This window comes from Cerasicoccus frondis (assembly GCA_031296915.1).
In the GTDB taxonomy this organism is placed as follows: domain Bacteria; phylum Verrucomicrobiota; class Verrucomicrobiia; order Opitutales; family Cerasicoccaceae; genus Cerasicoccus; species Cerasicoccus frondis.
Genome location: JAVDPC010000002.1, coordinates 194,878 through 212,779, shown reverse-complemented (window position 1 = coordinate 212,779; position 17,902 = coordinate 194,878). Strand labels below are relative to the sequence as shown.

Genomic DNA, 17,902 nt, shown 5'->3' with positions numbered 1-17,902 from the left:
TCCGTCAGCGCATTTTTTTCATTTCGAATTGTTTTCCCTTCAGCGCCTCGACCAGGAACTCGCCCCAGAATGGCGTTGGCTCGTAGGACCAGTCTTTGATCAGCACCGGCGTCGCTTTCGGGTGCATGGAAAACCCGGTGTAGTGCAGGTTGTATTTCTGGACCATGCCGAGGGCGTCGGGGACCCAGGTATACGGGTCCTCCTGTTTGTTCTTCGGCACGAAGTTCATCTTTTTCACGTCCGCGCCAAACTCGCCCACGAGCACTGGATATTTCTTGGCCACTTCGAGGAAATTCTTCTCCCAGCCGCCATGCCAGTTGTAGAAATGTGTGGCATACATCAGGCCATACGTGCCGGGTGTATCTTCCAGTGCATAGCCATCGAGCACGCCATGCAGTTTGTACGCATAGTCAATGCCGCCTGCGATGACGATGTTGCGCGCGCGTGTCGAGCGGACCGCTTCAAGGATCTGCTGCATGCCGACGATCTGCACGATGCCTTTGTCTTTGGTCTTCAGTTCACCGCCGTTGCGCCAGAGTTCCCAGTCGATGCCGTGCGTTTCGTTGAAAATGTCAAAGAGCACGGCGGGGTTGTTGGCGTAACGCGCTGCGGCATCGAGCCAGAACTCGCGGGCATACTCCTGTGGTCCACCGAATCGATGCAAGTCGAGGATCACATATGCGCCTTCACCGGCTGCCATCGCGATGGCTTCATCGACGATCTGCCGATACTCCTCCTGATTGTTGGAGGTGATTTTGCCTTTGCCGCGACCAAACCAAAAGCCGTCATTCACGGGCAAGCGAATGGCGTTGGCGCCCCATTCTTTGAGGGCGACTTTGATCGAGCGGTGGATGTTCTCGCCGCGGGGCGACCACTCCAGGCTCACGACGTTGACACCGCGCAGCATGACAGGATCGCGGTTGGAGTTGATGAGTTTGTTGCCGTAGACACCGAGTTGACGCGCCTTTGGCTCGGCTTGCTTCATTGCATCGACGATCTTCTGGTCTTCGATTTTCTTCTGAGCCTCGGCAGCTTTCTTTTGCTCGGCGAGCAGCTTGTCTTGTTCGATTTCCTGAAAGCGCTCCTCGGACATCGGAATCAGTCGGACTTCATCGATGTCGAGCGTTCCCGAGGCTGGCCGGTTGAGTGTCAAAGCGACGCGAAACGTGGTTGCGCCTTCGGGCTTCAGGTAGTCGCGTGAAATGTTGCGCCAAGCCTGCGCATGCGAGTCAAAGATGACGTCGCTCAGTTTCGGACCAATGGAATTCCCGTCGGCGTCGAGGTAGGCAAAACGCGCACGCGCATCGCACAGCCAGCCGCCTTTGCCGAACTTCACGTTTTCATTGCGAAACCGGGCGTGGAATTCGACGCCTTTGATGTCCTTGGTCAACGGGACATCTTGATTAATGCGCACCAGTTGGTCAGGCGCTTCAGAAATGAGCCGCACGAATGTCTCGCGGGTATTGGAGTCCCTTAGCAGCTCGATTTTGCCTTCGGGGCTTTCGGGGAGCATCCAATTTTGCGGAGCTCCAGTTTCGCTAACATGACCGTCGAAATCACCATTGATAACGAGTGTGGGTTGGAGGTCATTGGCGAGGCGGGGGGCAGGCTCTTTGCTGGCGGCCTGACAAGGCTGGGTTAGGCTCCAAATGAACAGAAGTGTGAGTAAGGCCTTCGAGAAGCTGGGGTGGGGGGACATGGGCATGCGTTGTTGGGTTTCGCACATTGTCCTCGGCGCTCTCGGAATTCGCCATCGATTTGCGCTGCAACTTATTGCGTGGCTGCGGCGAACAGCGCCTACGGGCGGTGTGATGGTGCCAGAGGGCAGATTTGAACTGCCGACCAAAGGCTTATGAGTCCTCTGCTCTACCACTGAGCTACTCTGGCTTTATCGGAGATTCCAGCCGCTATATTTGCTGGAAAAGCGGGCTATGCTACGTCTGCAGGCCACTCAGTCAAGGCGGAAAGTTGAAATCTATTTTCGAGAAAGAAGGCTTGGCGGCGAGCGTAGATGGTTGCCGATATCGAGTGGGGAGGCGACTGCTTCGCTATTCGATCTCCTCTAGGCGTTGTTCAGCTGCATTGGTGTAGGCTGATTAGCCCACTGCTTAATTGGGTAAAAATTAAGATTTTTCTACTGATAATTCTATAGCTTTAGGGGATGAAAGTGTCGGTTAGGCTGAGTGTGATTGTCCATGTTAGGTATTTTTCTCGCGTGTTTTAAGGATTTTTCACATTTAGATAGTGTCTTTAAACGCTAACCCCGACTACTACTGCTAATGAGTTTATGTATACACTTTGTCCCTAAATCTATCAAAATAGTTGTGCCTATTCTGGCGGTCGGCGCTCTGTATGGCGCCGATGCCGTCATTGATTTTAATGACAATGGTTGGAACAGTGACGACACGCGAAGCAGCGATGGCACGGACATTGTTAATGGCTCAACCAATGCGCCGCTGTCCGGTGCGACACCAGATCCAACGCAGGTATCGAACCAACTGAACTGGATTAACTACCTCGGGTCTGCGGGGAATTTGGGCGGCATACAGATCGACACCTCCAGTTCGGGAAGCCAGAAAAGTACGCTCAGTGTAGTGGATGCGAGTACTGGGTTTGCGGCGGCGTCCGTTTTGCAAGACCCTTCTTTCAGCGCGAATTATGTTTGGCAGAATAACGATACCGTGGTTGCTGGTCCGGCATTGAAGTTTGGCGTTCAGTCTACGGAGTTTGGTTCAGGTTCTGGTGAGTCGCAGAATGGCTTTTCTGCAGTGAGATCAGGCGAATCCGTATGGGATTTAATTCTGGTCTTCGATCCGACCAACAATGACCAGAACTCCGATACCAACGGCACATTCTACAGCACAACCGTATCGGCGGATAGCCAGTTCTTTCTCTTCCCGCAGGCGGGTAGCGGCTATTGGGGCTCCACTTTTGGCGCAACGGCCAGTACGCTTGGCATCGGGGCTGGGAGCCGAACCATCGACGAATGGGCGGCGATGGATATTGATGGCGAAGTCGGTGGCGAGACTTGGGGCGATGTGCTTTTGGGCGCCGGAGCGGTGGTTTCCAATGTACAGATTGGCCAAGGGTCAGGCAATGACGGCGCGAAGACCACTGTTGATTCTTTGCAGGTCAGCTTCCTAAACGACGGCGAAACGTATGATTTTGTGGATGGTGTCCGCTATACCGGCGGTGCAGGCGACCCCACCAGTTACAGTGACGCGGATAATTGGGGAGGCGTCTCGCCTTCGGCGGCGGACAACTTTGTTGTCGATGTGGATGGCGTTACGAACTTGAGCGTTACTGGCTCATCCGCGACGACGCGGGGCCTCGGCATTCTCAATGGCACGACCAATTTGACCATCGATAGCGGGCAAATGCTGACCTTGCCATCCGCTGATAATGGCACGCTCTACACCGCAGAGGGGGCTGTGCTCAATGTGGGTGGTGATGGTTCGTTGGACGCTGCTGTGTTGGAAACGGCTGGCGAGACATTTATTTCGACGACTACGCTTCTCTCTGGTGGCGCCGACCAGCATCCGGTGCGGGACAGCTCGACCAGCCGCTACGGCATGGTGGTGCTCGAAGGCGGTGAAATTACACTACAGGATGGCGCTGATGTCACGACCAGCCAGGACAACCTGAATGTTGGCGTGCGCGTGGGCGAAGGTGTGGGCGATGCTGGGGTGCTGAATATCGAAACCGGCGCAAACCTAGTAGTCGGCAACGACACGGACTTCGGCGTGACCGGGCTGACCAGCAACGGTTTTTTCCAGGTTGGCGACTGGGGCTCCACGGGCATTGTCAACCAGACTGGGGGTTCTTTCGAGTTGATCGACGGCTCGTTCAACCTCGGTAACCAAGCTGGTGATGGTGCGTATAACCTATCAGGCGGCACGGCGACCTTGACCGGTGGCTTGCACAGCCTGGGCCGCAACACTGGCTCGCGGGCAGCCGGTTTGGGCACGCTGAATATCTCCGGCGGCGAGTTCATCGTTCAGGCCAGCCCGAACAACGGCAACGGCAGCTTTATCATTGGCGACCGCGACGCCAGTGACAACGACGGCACAGGCGTCGTGAACCAGACTGGCGGCGTGTTTCGCATTTCCGGCAGCTCCAATCTCTACCTTGGCGGCTACGGTGACAGCACTTACAATCTCGATGGCGGCGCGCTTGAAATCGGCGGCTCCAGCCTCAAGGGCAATTACGGCAGCGCTTCGACGCCCTACGCCTTCAACCTCGGCGGCGGCACGATCCGTGTGATCGACTCTGACCTATCGACCAGTGTGGATATCAATGTGGTGGATCGCGATCCAACCGCCAATGTGACGGCCTCTTACATCGACACCAACGGTTTCAACGCAACCTTCACCGGCGGTATGTCAGGTGACGGCGGCCTCGTTAAAATCGGTGAAGGCAAGGCGTCTCTCTCTGGTTCGCAGGATCGCTCCATGGCCTTCCTCAATATCGAGCAGGGTGAGGTGGAGCACGTTAACGGCACGACTGAAGTGGCTGGCTTGCTCGCTGGCAGATCGCCCATATCTGGCCCCGATTCGGATGGCGTCTTCACGCTGACCGGCGGGACCGTGAACCTCACGACTAGCGGTGGCGCGCTGCACATTGGCTCCGGTGATTCCGGCGTCAACAACGGCACGCTGAACATCGACGGCGGCACGCTCAACCTGGGCGTTGTGGGCGACGGGGCGACCCGAGTCGATGCTTACATCGGCGCTTTCGGCACGACCGGCGAAGGCGTGGCCAATCAGACCGGGGGCACGGTCAACAAGCTTTCGGATGAGGGCGTGTTCCATATTGGCAACCAGGCCAAGGGAACCTACAACATCAGCGGCGGTGTGATCAACATCATGGGCGACAACGGCATGGTGCTCGGTCGCTCGGGATCGTTTGGCGACGGCGATGGCACGTTGAACATCAGCGGCGGCGACATTATTTTCACCGAAGGCACGGACTTATCCCTCGGCGGCGCCCAGGACAGTGAGCCGCAGACCGGCTCTGGTGTGGTCAATCAAACGGGCGGTACGGTTTCCCTTCGAGACGGTGGCAACCTCGTGCTTGGTCAGCGTGGCTCCGGCACGTATAATCTGGATGGCGGCGTCTTGGAGGTTGGCGGCGCCAATCGGATCAAGGCGGGCAATGGCGGCTCAGCTACTTTTAGTATGGGTGGCGGTATGTTGAGGCTCATCAACGACCTGACGGTGGGCAGCGACATTAATCCACATTTAAAAACCGGCACGACTTCGACGATTAACACCAACGGCTTCAATGCTTCCCTGGCCGGCATCGTCAATGGCGGCGGCAATTTGAACAAAACGGGAGCTGGCGCTTTGACGCTCACCGGCGCGAGCACAAATACCGGTTTGGTCGCGGTGAACGAAGGCTCGCTGCTGGTCACGGGCTCGATTGGCGGCTCCCAATTGGATGTGGCGGCTGGCGCGACATTGGGTGGGACGGGCGTTATCAATGCGCCAACTTTTGTCTCCGGGACTCTGGCTCCCGGGAGCTCGCCTGGGATCATTACCTTTGGCTCAGACCTGACAGTGGACGGCGAAATCAACTTCGAATTGATCGCGAACACGACTGCTGATCGCGGAGTCAATTACGATGGGATCAACATGACCGGTGGCGACTTGACGCTGTTGGATGGCACGGTGATTTCGTTGACCTTTGATAGCGCCGGTTCGACGGTCGATTTTACGGACGCCTTCTGGGAGAGCGCGCAAAACTGGTTGTTCATCGATGATCACGGCGACTTGACGATCAGCAGCGGGGTGACGATTGACGCTGGGGCTGACTCCAACGGCTTGGCCTTCAGCCCGGCGATTGGCACATTTGCGCTGCTCGGCATTGGCGGCGATGTCTTCCTGACCTTTGTTCCCGTGCCCGAGCCCGGGCATTATGCGGCCCTGATTGGCGCGGTAAGCCTGCTGATTTGCATTCGCCGCCGCCAGCGTGCCCGCTAGCAGGGGCTCGACGGATTGATTTCCGAAGCCCGCCGCTTGGGGCGGGCTTTTGCTTTGTGTGGAGGGGGAGGGCGTGTTGATTGAAAACGCTTGCCCGCAGTTGCTTTTCGGCGTGTGCTGTTTCCCTTTTCCTCATGGCTTACGACTTCAGCACGATCCTTGACCGTTCCAATACTGGCTCCCTCAAGTGGGATAAATATGCCGGCAGTGATGTGCTGCCCCTATGGGTTGCGGACATGGATTTCGTCTCCGCGCCGGAAATCCTCAGCGCACTGACGGCCCGCGTGAACCACGGCGTTATGGGCTACACTAAGCCGTTCCCCGCCGTGATCGACTCGGTGCTGGGTTACTTGTCGCGCGTGCATGGCTACGAGGCTAAGGCCGAGTGGTTGCATTGGCTGCCGGGCGTCGTGCCCGCGCTGAATGTCGTAGCTCGCGCATTTGGCGAACCAGGCGATGCAGTGATGACCTGCACCCCGGTTTACCCGCCGTTTCTTTCCTGTGGCCCCTGGCAAAACAAGGAGCTCGTTTACAGTCACCTGAAGCATGCCAATGGTGAATGGACCTTCGATTTCGATGACCTTGAAGCCAAGGTGACGCCCAAGACGCGCATCTTCATCCTGTGCAATCCGCACAATCCGGTGGGCCGCGTTTACCGCGACGAGGAGTTGCTGGCGTTGGTCGATTTCTGCAAGCGTCATGACTTGATTCTCATTTCGGACGAGATCCACTGCGACCTGCTTTTCGACGGCAAAAAGCATCGCATGACCGCCACGCTCAGCGACGAGATTGACGACATGACCGTCACCCTCAATGCGCCGAGCAAGACGTATAACATTCCTGGTTTGGCGTGTTCTTTTGCTGTCATTAAGAACCCCAAGCTGCGTCACCGCTTCCAGCAAGCCGCGCGGGGCTTCATCACCGAGGTGAACCCCTTCGGTTACGCAGGCTGCCTCGCGGCTTACAACGAGGGCGAACCGTGGCGCCAGGCGCTCATCGCGCAGCTGACGTCGAACCGCGATTACCTTTATAACTTTATCGCGCAAAGTTTGCCGGGCATCGAATTCCAGCAAAAGATGGAGGCGACCTACCTCGCTTGGATGAACGTCGAAGGCCTGAAAGCCAAGGGCGTGGAAAACCCGCATGCATTCTTTGTGGAGCATGGCGTGGGGCTTTCGCCAGGCTCCGACTTCGGTGATGGCAACTACCTGCGCATCAACTTCGGTTGCCCGCACTCGATTCTGGAGCAGGCCCTCGATCGCATGGCGACAGCCGTGGCTAAGCTGTAGCGCTCTGCGTCACCGTTGGTGCAGATATTGCTTGGCGTATTTGCATGAGAAAAAACGAGTATATTGGATAGAGTTGGTGCAACTTAGCTCGATTCTGAGGGTTTGCCCTTTGATGAGGTGGCGCTTAAGCTGCCTTCCAACGATCACCCATAACTACTGATGTCCGCCATGCATCGATCTCAAAATATTTTGCTCCCTCGGTTCTGCCTCGCTCTGGTGCTTGGCTTGCTCATTAATAACGTTCAGGCAGAGATTATTTTAGAACCTGCATCCAGTGAAGAGTCCGCCACGCCGCCTCGACCTCATGACGCGAAGTCTGGCGAACGCCCGCCTCGTCCGGAAGATTTTGCTGCGGGCGAGCGTCCTCCGCTGCCCGGAGACGCTGGTGGCGAAGATCGCGATGCTCCTGGGCCTTATGGTCCCCTGAGCGCGGCTGACGCCAATCGGGATGGCACAGTGACTTGGAAAGAGTGGGAAACGTTTGCTGATGCCTCGCCCTACCGCCGTCATGGCAAGGTGGCTTATTTTGACTCGCTGGACGCCAACCACGACGGCGTCCTGAGTGAAGCCGAGCAGAAGCAGGCGGCTCCCAAAGTATTCGATGGGTTTCCCCGCAATGCTGCTGGTGAAATATCACGCGCGGACGTTGTGAGATTTGAGAGTAGCCGCATTTACCGGAGTGTGGGCTTGGAAGAGTTCTTCAAGATGGTCGATACGAATGGTGACAAGCAACTGTCCCCCGAGGAGATCAAAGCCGCGAAAGAAAACGGCTTGCTCGATGACCAGAGCCGCAAGGGAGACGGCCCGCCCCCACCGCGCCCCAATTAAAGGCGCACGTCATTTGCCGATCAGGCCGAGTCCCATCGCGGCTATTATTGACGTCATGACGGGCTTTGCGCTGTTTAGAGCACTTTTCATCTAGATTGTCCCAGTCAGGTGGGGTAGAGATTGGATGCAGCGCAAGGCGGCTTTGATTGAGCGGGCTGGAAGCCCGTGATTGAAATGTCAACGCCGCGAACTTCCAATCTGGCCCCAAGCCCTAAACCGAGTGCTTTTCCGCGCCAGCGTTGTTGGCTTTTCGCTCACAGGCGGAAGCCTGCGACGCTCAAGCCGCCTTGCTGGACACGAAAAATCACTGCGGCCTGATCGGCCAATCTAGATGAAAAGTGCTCTAGTGTGGAGTCAGATTATTCATTCACCAAATCGGATATTTGCTGGCGAATGAATATGTTTTGATGGATTGCCGTGTCGACTTCGAGCATGACTTCGTCCACGCCAACGCCTTGGTCATCCGTCCCATAACCGTTGTCGATTTCCGTAACGGAGATCCCCGCAATGTCGCTATCGAGCGTTATCGTGCTCCAGACGATCATGTCTGAGGAATACTGCACCACTGGATTAAAAGCGAGGGCCTGATCGTGCCGTCGGAATTTATACGTTATGGCAGCGCTGCTTGATTCGACTGTTCCCAAGTCCGATGGACGGAGGTCTTCGGGCGATACGCCAACGAGGAATGCGATGCCATTGGTGATGTTGCCGAAGATCTCCGCGTTAAAATCCTTGTCGGCGTCGTTAGCCACATGTGCGCTCACCCAATCATCATAGATCGAACTGGCGGATTCGACCGAAACAAGCACATCGTCGGTGTCTGATGCGCCGTATGTATCGGTGATCGTGAGTTGGAAAGTATAATCATTATCGGCCAGGAGACCGCTGATGCTTGGATTGGCGGTGTCCGCATTCGTCATGATTACGTCCAGGCCCGTAATCTGTTCCCAAAGATAAGTAAAGGCGTCGCCATCCGGATCACTGCCGGAACCGCTTAGCGTCGCGCTGCCGCTGTTTGCGTCGACATCGGAGCCGGCCTCCGCCGTTGGGATTGTGTTCCCCAGGATCTCGACACTATTCGAGGTGGAGGCGCCATCCTGGTCGGTTACGGTCAGTACGAACGTGTAGGAATAGCCAGGCAACAGACCGTTAATCGTCACTTGCGCCGTATCTGCATTAGTGAGCGCTGCAGTTGGGTTGTCATCGTCCTGCATCCACTCATAGATGACGTTCGTTCCGTCTTCCAGATCACTGCCGGAACCGCTCAAGATGATTGGGACCGCTCCGGTCGATAATGTGTAGATGCGGAAATCATAATCTCGATCAGCGTCCGTAGAGCTCGAGTGGCCCTCTGGATAGGCGTCAGCGCCACTGAAGGCCCACCGGCTTTGCGAACCGAGGATGGTATAGGTTTCGCCGCCTTTGATGGGGATCGCACCGAAGTCAAATGTTGTCCAGGCGGAAATCGTATCGACCGTCACCTCGCCAAGAAGCTGGCCGTCTGCGCCTTCTCCTTCGTAGATAAAGGCGCTTCGGCTATCGGTGATGAGGTGCGTGTTGTTGTAGTTAAGGGCGATGCTCGTAAGCACATCAGCGCTGTCTGGCGCAATGAACGACTGCCAAACAAAGCCATCACTCGAAGAACCGGTTGTGCTGGAATCCACCTCGAGCGAAAGTGACGGCGTGAACAGATCGAGGCTCAGCAGGTTAACCGTCTGGTCCTGGCCCGCATCCGCTGTGGGGGCGGTGGTCACGAATACCGTGACCTCGTCCATGCCCGTAGCGCCCTTTTCATCCGTTACGGTCAACAGGAAGGTGTATGTGCTTCCGATGACCAGGCCGCTGGCGGTTACGTCGGTCGTATCCGCGTTGGTGAGCGACAGGCTGCCACTGCTTTCAGTCCATTGGTAGGTCACGCTTCCGCCGTCCGGGTCACTGCCGGAACCGCTTAAAATCACGCTGTCGCCGGTCGCTACGACATCGGGCCCAGCGTCGACCACCGGGGCTTGATGAGTGTCGATGGTGACCGTGTCCGTGGAGGAAATGCCGGCTTGGTCCGTGACCGTTAGTGAAAAGGTGTAAGCATTGCCCGGCACAAGGCCACTCAAGGTAACGTCCGCAGTGTCGGCGTTGGTGAGCGTCGCGCCCAGACCGCTGGTTTCCGTCCATTGGTAGGTGACGTTGCTTCCATCCTCTGCATCGCTCCCGTCGCCTGCCAAAACAATCTGCGCATAAGCAGACTCTGTGTCATAGGTGTAAAGGCGGAAGTAGCTGTCGCCGCCTGTGTTGATGCTGCGATAGCCCCCGTCATAATAATCATTGATGGCGTATTTCCAATACTGCCGATCAGTCGCAATCGAATAGACCTGACCCGCAGTCAGCGGAATCGCGTCATCCAGGACGAAAGTGGTCCATTCAGCATCCACCACTGCCGTGATCGTTCCCAGGACGGCTCCATCGGTTCCTTCACCTTCGTAGATGGTGACCGTTCTTTCGAAGCCGGTTTCCTCAGAAAGATCATAGCCAATGGCGACGCTGTGAAGATAGTCGGCGCCATCCGGCGTGGTGATGGACTGCCAGATCTCGCCTTGAGTCGTATTCACGTAGATGCCCGTTTCCATTTCTGCGCTCAACGTTGGCGAAACTTCATCGGGGTTCAAAAACCGCAGGCCGACATCACCCCCGACTCCGGCGTCGGCGGTGGGAGCAGTCGTTGGGTAAACCGCGACTTCATCGGTCGCCGTGGAGCCGTCCTGATCGGTCACTGTCAATCGAAAGACATACGCGTTCCCGGCAATCAGGGCGCTAGCGGTCGCACTAGCGCTATCGGCGTTGGCAAGCGTTGCGCCCAGACCACTGGTCTCCTCCCATAAATAGGTGACGTCGGTTCCGTCTTCGGCGTCGCTGCCTGAGCCCGTCAGGGTAACGCTGCTGTTGACCGTAATGATATCGGAGCCGGCGTCGGCGGAGGGAGCAGCGTTCACGTAAACTTCGACCTCGTCGGTGTCCGACGCCCCAACTTGATTCGTAAGCGTCAGCTGGAAGGTGTAGGTGGCGCCAACGACGAGACCGCTGGCGGTTGGATTCGCGGTATCAGCATTGGCGAGTATTGCGCCGAGACCACTGGTTTCCTCCCACAGGTAACTCACATCGCCTCCATCCGGATTACTGCCGGTTCCGTTCAAGGTAACGCTGTCGCTGTTCGCGATGATGTCGGCGCCGGCGTTGACGATGGGCAACTGGCTGGTGTAGATGGAGACGAAGTCTGCGGCCGAAGCGTTTTCTTCATCGGTTACGGTTAATTGGAAGGTGTAGCTGTTGCCGGCGACTAAGCCGCTAACGGTCAGGTCTTCGGTATCAGCGTTGGAGAGCGTCAACGTTAGACCACTGATTTGTATCCATTGATAAGTGACTGCGCCGCCATCCGGGTCACTGCCGGAACCGCTCAAAGTCACACTGCTGCTACCGATTTCCGCGATGTCGGGACCGGCGTCGACGATTGGCGCCCGATGCGTGGTAATGACGACAGTGTCCGTGTTTGCAGCGCCAACTTGATCGGTAACGGTCAGTGAAAAGGTATACGTTTCGCCCGGCAGAAGACTGCCAATGGTGACATCTGCGGCGTCTGCATTGGTCAGCGCCGCGCCCAAGCCGCTGGTTTCCACCCATTGGTAGGTGACGTTGCTCCCATCTTCGGCATCGCTGCCTGAGCCTGTTAGAACAATTGGCGCAAACCTTGCGGCTGCATCATAGGTGTAAAGACGGAAATAGGCGTCGTGGGAGTCGCCCGTGCTGCGATGGCCGCCATCATAAAAGCTATTGATCGCGTATTTCCAGTACTGTTGGTCTGACCCAAAGGAATAGGTCTGGCCTTCAGTCAGCGGAATCCCATCAAAGGTAAAAGTCGTCCATTCCTCATCGACAATTGCGGTTGCCGTTCCCAGGACAGCGCCGGTGTCTCCTTCGCCCTCGTAGACGGTCACCGTGCGGAAGAAGTTGGACTCCGTTGAGAGGTCATAGCCGAGGGCCAGGCTATGCAGGTAATCGGCGCCCGCCGGCGCGGTGAAAGACTGCCAAATGGCGCCCTCACTGTCACTACTGTAGATGCCGGTTTCCATATTGGCGCTTAGGGTCGGCGTTATCTGATCCGGGCTCAGTGACTCCAGGCCAAGCGTTTCATCAGCCCCGGCATCGGCGACGGGAGCAGTCGTTGCATAAACCTCGACTTCATCGGCAGCCGTGGCGCCGCTTTGATCGGTCACGGTCAAACGAAAGACGTACGTGTTTCCCGCAATCAGCCCGCTGGCCGTCGCACTGGCGCTATCGGCGTTCGCAAGTGTTGCGCCCAGACCGCTGGTTTCCTCCCACCAGTAGGTAACATTGGTTCCGTCCTCCGGGTCGCTGCCTGAACCGGTTAAGGTCGCGCTGCCAGTCGTCGTCACGATAGCCGAACCCGCATCGGCGGTGGGCGCTTCATGCGTGGTAATCGTTACGGAATCTGAATCAGAGGCTCCTTCCTGGTCAGTTACGGTCAGCTCAAAAGTGTAGGCGTTCCCGGGTTCGAGGCCGCTTGCCGTCGCCAACGCTGCGTCTGCATCGGTGAGGGTGACGCCCAGACCGCTGATCTCCGCCCACAGGTAGCTGCTGAGGTTGTTGCCGTCTTCCGGATCGCTGCTGCCCGAACCATCCAATGCAATCGCAGCGTATTGCTTTGACGAAGTATACAATTGAAACATGTAATCCCGCGAAGCGTTCGAGTTGCTGGATTGTCCGTCCGGGTAGGGGTCACTATTGCTATAGGCCCATCGGCTCTGCCAGCACGCAATGGTGTAAGTCTGGCCTGGAACGATCGGGATCGCGCCAAAGTCAAAATTGGTCCAGGTTGACGTGATCGCGTCCACCGTCACTTCTCCCAGAAGCTCGCCGGAGTCGCCTTCCCCTTCATAGATCAGGGCGGTTCTATCACCGGTTATCGCGTCGACTGAATTATACTTCAAAGATACGCTGCGCAGATAATCTGCGTTGTCTGGCGCAGTGAAGGATTGCCAGACATATCCGCCGGAAATGTTACTCGATGAACCAGAACTCACATCAATCGTGAGTGACGACGCTACCTCATCTGGACTCAATTCTTCCAGGCCGACCGTGCGATCGAGGCCTGCATCGCTGATCGGCGACTCATTTGCGGATAGGTCGGCACTCGTTAGCGTGGCCATCACGAGTAAGCCAGCCTGAGTTAGCGTGCGTCGTTGCAACACCGCACGCCGTACGTGGCGAATAACAGAATCGGCGAATAGGCGAACCCTTAAATAAACAGCGTCCAATGACGCCTGTTTTAAAGCGTAGTATGTTTTGGCGATGACTTTCATGACAACAAAGTTGGATTGGCAAGAGATCGTGCATACCTTGGGATGAGCAGCCGAAATCAATGGAACGGTTACCGCGCTAAGCGGCGGGTATGCCGTAGCTTCCCGCAATCGTTCATTGTGGGATCGGGAGAAGCTTAATGGCTTATGGCGACCTCTATGTATTACCCGTGTTTTTGAGGCCAAACTGGCCAAAAAATGCTCTCTAGACATAACACGAGCTGGAGATTGTTGATTCTGCAGCTTCGCATCTCGCATGACCTGGATCAGTGAGAAGTCTGAATGTCATTATCCCTCAGTAGCTTAACCAATCGTGCGTAGAAAAAGCTCGCGGATGCGGACTCATTGCGAACCATGCATTTGCTCGCAATGTTTATATTGAAACACGTCAACCTTTGGACCGTCGTCGTTCGCATTTGGAACGCGGAGGCTTCTGTTGTGCGTGTGTAGTTAACACCAACAGGGGCCTTAACCGGATGGCCCCTGGATATTGCAAACTTCGTTTTTCAGGGTAACTGTTCGGTCAGGCGCTCCGCCGATGACCAATGATCGCAAAACTCATCCGAATACCCGCAGTGAATCTGAGCGCAACCGCACGGGGCGTCTTGTTGATGCTCTTGTCCGTCGTGCTCTTCAGCGTGAATTGCCTGATCGTCAAATACCTTGGGCAGCGCGGAGAAGTTTCCTTCTGGGCGGTGAATTTTTATCGCGGTCTGGCGGGTACTACCTTTGCCGTCTTCCTGGCTGGGGCCGGGGCTGGGCAGGTGCTGCGCGTCTTTTATAAGCCGCTACTCATCCTGCGTGGCATCCTGGGGGGCGTGGCGCTGGCGATGTTTTACGTGACCGTGTTCCACATGGACCTCGGCACCGCCAGCGTGCTCAACCTGACCTACGTTTTGTGGGGCACGTTGTTCGCCGCGCTATTCCTCGGCGAACGACTCAACCGCCAGCAAGCCCTTGGCCTCGCCGTGGCGTTTACTGGCATTCCGATCCTCTGTGGATTTTCCCTGGAGGGCATCGGCGTCTACCACTTGGTGGCAATTGGCGGCGCTATTTCCGCAGGTGGCATCGTGATGCTCATTCGGCTCCTCGTGCGAACCGAAAGCAGCACCACGATCTACGCGGCGCAGGCGATCTACGGCATGCTCGTCGCCGTGCCGTTCATTGGGCTGACGGATCTCACGCCCGGCTTCGCCAACGTTGCGTTGATGCTCGGCGCCGGCGTCCTCGTGGCGGGCGGGCAGATGGTGATGACGGTTGCCTATGAACATTTGCCCGTGGCCAAGGGCGCATCGATCCAGCTCATCCTGCCTATCCTCAATGCAGTTGGCGGCATGGTGTTTTTCCACGAAACCTACGGCCTGCCGATCATCCTGGGCAGCGCGCTGATCCTCGTCGGCAGCGGCATCGTCGTCCGGCAACGGCAACGTGCCGTTGCATCCACAGTTTCGCACACTGTGCGAAAGGGCTGAGAGGGCAATTTGATCAATACTAACGGAAAACTTTATTTCCAAAATAGAACATCATGAAAGAAACACCGATCTCTGCATACGAAACCACCAAGGGCATGATCTATTTCCCGCGCATGCTGGACAAGATCCGCAAGCACGCGCGCGGTGAGCTGCGCGAAGACTTCGTCGACAACCTCGGCAAAGGCTTCGACGAACGCTGTGCGGGCTTTCTCCGTGTGTCCTATGACGCACTCGTTGCCAAGACGCTGGCCGGCGGCTCCGATGAGGAGGTGCTCGACTGGTGCTTTGCCAGCGGCCGTGAGCTCAACGAACTCGATATCCACATCTGGAATGACTACCTGAGCAAGCGTGGTCAAAACGACCCGGCCGCAGAAATCGTCGCCCGCCGCAAAGCCGAGAGTGGCCTCGCCGACCGCGACGAAATCCAAACCATGATCGAATACTTCGAATACGACGAGGGCCGAAAGAGCTAGTCGCTGTTTGCTGGCAAAGGTGGAGCCCGGTGTCCCTACCGGGCTTGTTCCATCCTAAGAGTTTCCTGAGAGGCAATTGCAAGCCCGGTTGGGACACCGGGCTCCACCTTTTTAAATCCATTGCTAAGTAGCGTTTTGCTCTGAGCCTGAGGTGGAATTTGCTCCAGTGCAGTGGTGCATGCTGCTTGAAGTCAGTAGGGTATTTAAATAAATTGAAGCTATCGATTAATTATAACGATAATACCAATATTTTATATCGATAGTATCAAAAAGTTAGATCGATAGGATCACTACAATAAATTGCCCTTGTGCTTTGCCGCAAAATGCCTCACTGCTTGGGAGTAACACCCACTGGTGCAACGGAGGAAACGGCAGTTATGGAAGTCAAAGTCAGCGTGCAGGACAATCCGGTGAAGCCGGGCAGCAAACGGCTCATTTTACACACCGGAGAGCGGGTCGGCTTTGCGGAGTTTCAGCAATACTGCCGCGAGCGCGGCGGCGTCAGTGAGACGCAGGCCGGGGCAGTGGTGGAGCTCATGCAGGAGTGGCTCGCTCTCAACGCCACAAAGGGGCGGGAGGTCGACTTCGGGCCGCTCGGCCGCACCCGGCTCGGCATGAAGGGCTCCTTCGACGACACGCCCGGCCGCATTTTGGACAAGCAGGTCAAGCTGACCATCTCGTGGATCTTGCCGCGGAAGCTGCAGGCGCGCATTGCCCAAGCGGGCGAGAAGCTGGTCCGCCGCCGGGTAAACGCGAACTCCAAGGCGCCGATCGTCCAGCAAGTCAAGGCCCTCGATGAGAAGGGGCAGGAACTGACGGAGCCCAATGTCTATGTGGCCGGCGGCTTTGTGCGCATCCGCGGCGCGCAACTCAACTACGATCCAGCTGGGGAAGACGAGGGCGTGTTCCTGATTCGCCCGCGCAAGGCGGCGGTCCAGTTAACCACCGTGGTGCCGATTTCGCGTCATGAGCTCCTGGCCCGCATCCCCGACGACTTCACCGGCGCCGCGAAGCTCCGCGTCATCCGTCGCCACCCCGCCAAGACCGGCACACTGCTGGAAGGGGACATCGCGGTGGAGGAGGCGGGGTGATGCTGCTTTTCACAAGGCTTCAAAATCGTGTTTACTTATTATTAAATGGTATTTAATAAATCTATTTTTTAAATATTCCTATTTCAAATGCTACTTTGAACTAATGAACTGGAATGAGTTGGATTGAAGGTATATCATTTATGTTGAAAGAAATAGTGCTGCCAATTGTAGCACTAGGCTTAGCAGGGTTTTCGATATGGATTGGGTGGAAGAAAAGCATCTTCGACTTCAAAAAACCTAAAGATAAAGAGAGTGATCGACAGATAGTAATCTACGGAAATGCGAATGACGTTCACATTTCTGCAGCTGAAATGCAGAAAATTGCCTATGATGTTAATAAGTTTGATGAATACCATCAGCAAAGTATTAGTCAGTGTAGGATTAGTTTTTGGTTTAGCTTGGTTTTTGCTACGCTGGGATTTTTAATCATTGCCACCTCTGTGTTTACGTATTCGGAAGAGTCTGGCTACCTTGGAATTGTTGCTGGAGCGATTGTAGATGTGGTAGCAGCATTGTTTTTTGTTCAATCAAACAAAGCACGCCAATTAATGTCAGATTTTTTCGATAAGTTGAGACAGGATCGAAAACTGGAAGAATCTCTGAAACTCTGTGAATCTATAGATGATCCATTCTTCAGAAATTCGCTCAAATTAAAGCTTTCCCTATATTTCTCTGGTTTGGAAGATAGTTATAATATCGCCTCTGAGATCATACGTTTGGCGCAAGGTGATAAAACTGAAGTCAGCGTGAAACCAGAAGTAGCTAATGCGACTACAAGTGCTGAGCCGATGAAATAAGAAGTTAAGTAGGGCGACATCTGAGCTTGAGGGCGTTTCTACCAGTAGAAACTGGGATTTCTTATCCCTTCCTTCGGAGCCTGATTGCTTCACCTTATGTCCGGCAAACAGAAATTGCCAAATGGGTGAATCCCTGCTAACCTTCCCCCATGTCTACAATCGAAGAAATCAAGGTGGCCATTGCCGGCCTCCCTGAATCTCAGTTCGTTGAGCTGCGTCGCTGGCTCTCGGAAAAGGACTGGGACAAGTGGGATGCGCACCTTGCCGAGGATTCTGATTCGGGGAAGCTTGATTTCTTGATCGATGAGGCGCGTGCGGAAGCTGACCAGGGCTCGTTGAAAGATCTCTAGATGCACAAGGCAACGGACCGCTTTTGGAAGTGTCTCGATTCGTTGGCCCCGGAAGTTCAGAGCCTGGCGCGCAAGAATTTCGAGTTGCTTAAGGAGGATGCCGCGCATCCGTCTTTACAGCTTAAGAAGGTTGGCAAATTCTGGTCGGCCAGAGTGGGCCTTAATTACCGGGCGCTGGCAGTCGAGGCGGGTCATGGATATACGTGGGTGTGGATCGGAAGCCACGATGATTATGATCGCCTGATAGGTTAGGCG

The 17,902-nt window shown here is 55.8% G+C and carries 11 protein-coding genes and 1 tRNA gene; 9 read left to right on the top strand and 3 right to left on the bottom strand.

Annotation, left to right across the window (positions count from 1 at the left end; genetic code table 11):
• Nucleotides 1-4: 4 nt before the first annotated feature.
• On the bottom strand, nucleotides 5-1,699 hold the full coding sequence (locus tag RBB63_RS02315; protein ID WP_309380697.1) for a glycoside hydrolase family 5 protein: 1,695 nt from the start codon (nucleotides 1,697-1,699) through the stop codon (nucleotides 5-7).
• A gap of 113 nt (nucleotides 1,700-1,812) precedes the next feature.
• Nucleotides 1,813-1,887, bottom strand: a tRNA-Met gene (locus RBB63_RS02310).
• A gap of 437 nt (nucleotides 1,888-2,324) precedes the next feature.
• Here RBB63_RS02310 and RBB63_RS02305 point away from each other — a divergent pair.
• The 3 genes from RBB63_RS02305 (at nucleotide 2,325) to RBB63_RS02295 (ending at nucleotide 8,098) form a co-directional block, all read left to right on the top strand.
• Entirely contained in the window at nucleotides 2,325-5,981 is a 3,657-nt protein-coding gene (locus RBB63_RS02305; RefSeq protein ID WP_309380695.1) for a beta strand repeat-containing protein, read from the top strand.
• 134 nt (nucleotides 5,982-6,115) lie between these two features.
• Nucleotides 6,116-7,270 carry a MalY/PatB family protein gene (locus RBB63_RS02300; RefSeq protein ID WP_309380693.1) on the top strand — a complete coding sequence of 385 codons (1,155 nt, stop codon included), beginning with the start codon at nucleotides 6,116-6,118 and terminating at the stop codon, nucleotides 7,268-7,270.
• A gap of 168 nt (nucleotides 7,271-7,438) precedes the next feature.
• Nucleotides 7,439-8,098, top strand: a complete 660-nt coding sequence (locus RBB63_RS02295; RefSeq protein ID WP_309380691.1) for an EF-hand domain-containing protein — start codon at nucleotides 7,439-7,441, stop codon at nucleotides 8,096-8,098.
• A 359-nt stretch (nucleotides 8,099-8,457) separates the two neighbouring features.
• Here the strand turns inward: RBB63_RS02295 and RBB63_RS02290 are convergent, their stop codons facing one another.
• Nucleotides 8,458-13,467, bottom strand: coding sequence for a PKD domain-containing protein (locus RBB63_RS02290; protein ID WP_309380689.1), 5,010 nt, complete (start codon nucleotides 13,465-13,467; stop codon nucleotides 8,458-8,460).
• A gap of 542 nt (nucleotides 13,468-14,009) precedes the next feature.
• Between RBB63_RS02290 and RBB63_RS02285 the strand changes: the two genes are divergently transcribed.
• The 6 genes from RBB63_RS02285 to RBB63_RS02260 all read left to right on the top strand — a co-directional run bounded on the left by RBB63_RS02285 (nucleotide 14,010) and on the right by RBB63_RS02260 (nucleotide 17,899).
• A complete protein-coding gene (locus tag RBB63_RS02285; RefSeq protein ID WP_309380687.1) occupies nucleotides 14,010-14,936 on the top strand; it encodes a DMT family transporter in 927 nt (308 codons plus the stop codon).
• 53 nt (nucleotides 14,937-14,989) lie between these two features.
• On the top strand, nucleotides 14,990-15,409 hold the full coding sequence (locus RBB63_RS02280; RefSeq protein WP_309380685.1) for a DUF5069 domain-containing protein: 420 nt from the start codon (nucleotides 14,990-14,992) through the stop codon (nucleotides 15,407-15,409).
• A 377-nt stretch (nucleotides 15,410-15,786) separates the two neighbouring features.
• Nucleotides 15,787-16,500 (top strand): hypothetical protein, encoded by a 714-nt coding sequence (locus RBB63_RS02275; protein WP_309380683.1) that lies wholly within the window; start codon nucleotides 15,787-15,789, stop codon nucleotides 16,498-16,500.
• A 113-nt stretch (nucleotides 16,501-16,613) separates the two neighbouring features.
• On the top strand, nucleotides 16,614-17,297 hold the full coding sequence (locus RBB63_RS02270; protein WP_309380681.1) for a TRADD-N-associated membrane domain-containing protein: 684 nt from the start codon (nucleotides 16,614-16,616) through the stop codon (nucleotides 17,295-17,297).
• 149 nt (nucleotides 17,298-17,446) lie between these two features.
• The gene (locus RBB63_RS02265; protein WP_309380679.1) at nucleotides 17,447-17,647 is read left to right on the top strand and encodes a hypothetical protein; all 201 of its coding nucleotides are present in this window, start codon (nucleotides 17,447-17,449) and stop codon (nucleotides 17,645-17,647) included.
• Nucleotides 17,648-17,899, top strand: coding sequence for a ParE family toxin-like protein (locus tag RBB63_RS02260; RefSeq protein WP_309380677.1), 252 nt, complete (start codon nucleotides 17,648-17,650; stop codon nucleotides 17,897-17,899). It begins immediately after the preceding gene.
• The last annotated feature ends 3 nt before the right edge of the window (nucleotides 17,900-17,902 follow it).

Bases quoted from the DNA above. Each gene is read 5' to 3' on its own strand.
- RBB63_RS02285 (WP_309380687.1), top strand. From the start codon at position 14,010: ATGATCGCAAAACTCATCCGAATACCCGCAGTGAATCTGAGCGCAACC.
- RBB63_RS02295 (WP_309380691.1), top strand. From the start codon at position 7,439: ATGCATCGATCTCAAAATATTTTGCTCCCTCGGTTCTGCCTCGCTCTG.
- RBB63_RS02270 (WP_309380681.1), top strand. From the start codon at position 16,614: ATGAGTTGGATTGAAGGTATATCATTTATGTTGAAAGAAATAGTGCTG.
- RBB63_RS02280 (WP_309380685.1), top strand. From the start codon at position 14,990: ATGAAAGAAACACCGATCTCTGCATACGAAACCACCAAGGGCATGATC.
- RBB63_RS02260 (WP_309380677.1), top strand. From the start codon at position 17,648: ATGCACAAGGCAACGGACCGCTTTTGGAAGTGTCTCGATTCGTTGGCC.
- RBB63_RS02265 (WP_309380679.1), top strand. From the start codon at position 17,447: ATGTCTACAATCGAAGAAATCAAGGTGGCCATTGCCGGCCTCCCTGAA.
- RBB63_RS02315 (WP_309380697.1), bottom strand. From the start codon at position 1,699: ATGTCCCCCCACCCCAGCTTCTCGAAGGCCTTACTCACACTTCTGTTC.
- RBB63_RS02275 (WP_309380683.1), top strand. From the start codon at position 15,787: ATGGAAGTCAAAGTCAGCGTGCAGGACAATCCGGTGAAGCCGGGCAGC.
- RBB63_RS02290 (WP_309380689.1), bottom strand. From the start codon at position 13,467: ATGAAAGTCATCGCCAAAACATACTACGCTTTAAAACAGGCGTCATTG.
- RBB63_RS02300 (WP_309380693.1), top strand. From the start codon at position 6,116: ATGGCTTACGACTTCAGCACGATCCTTGACCGTTCCAATACTGGCTCC.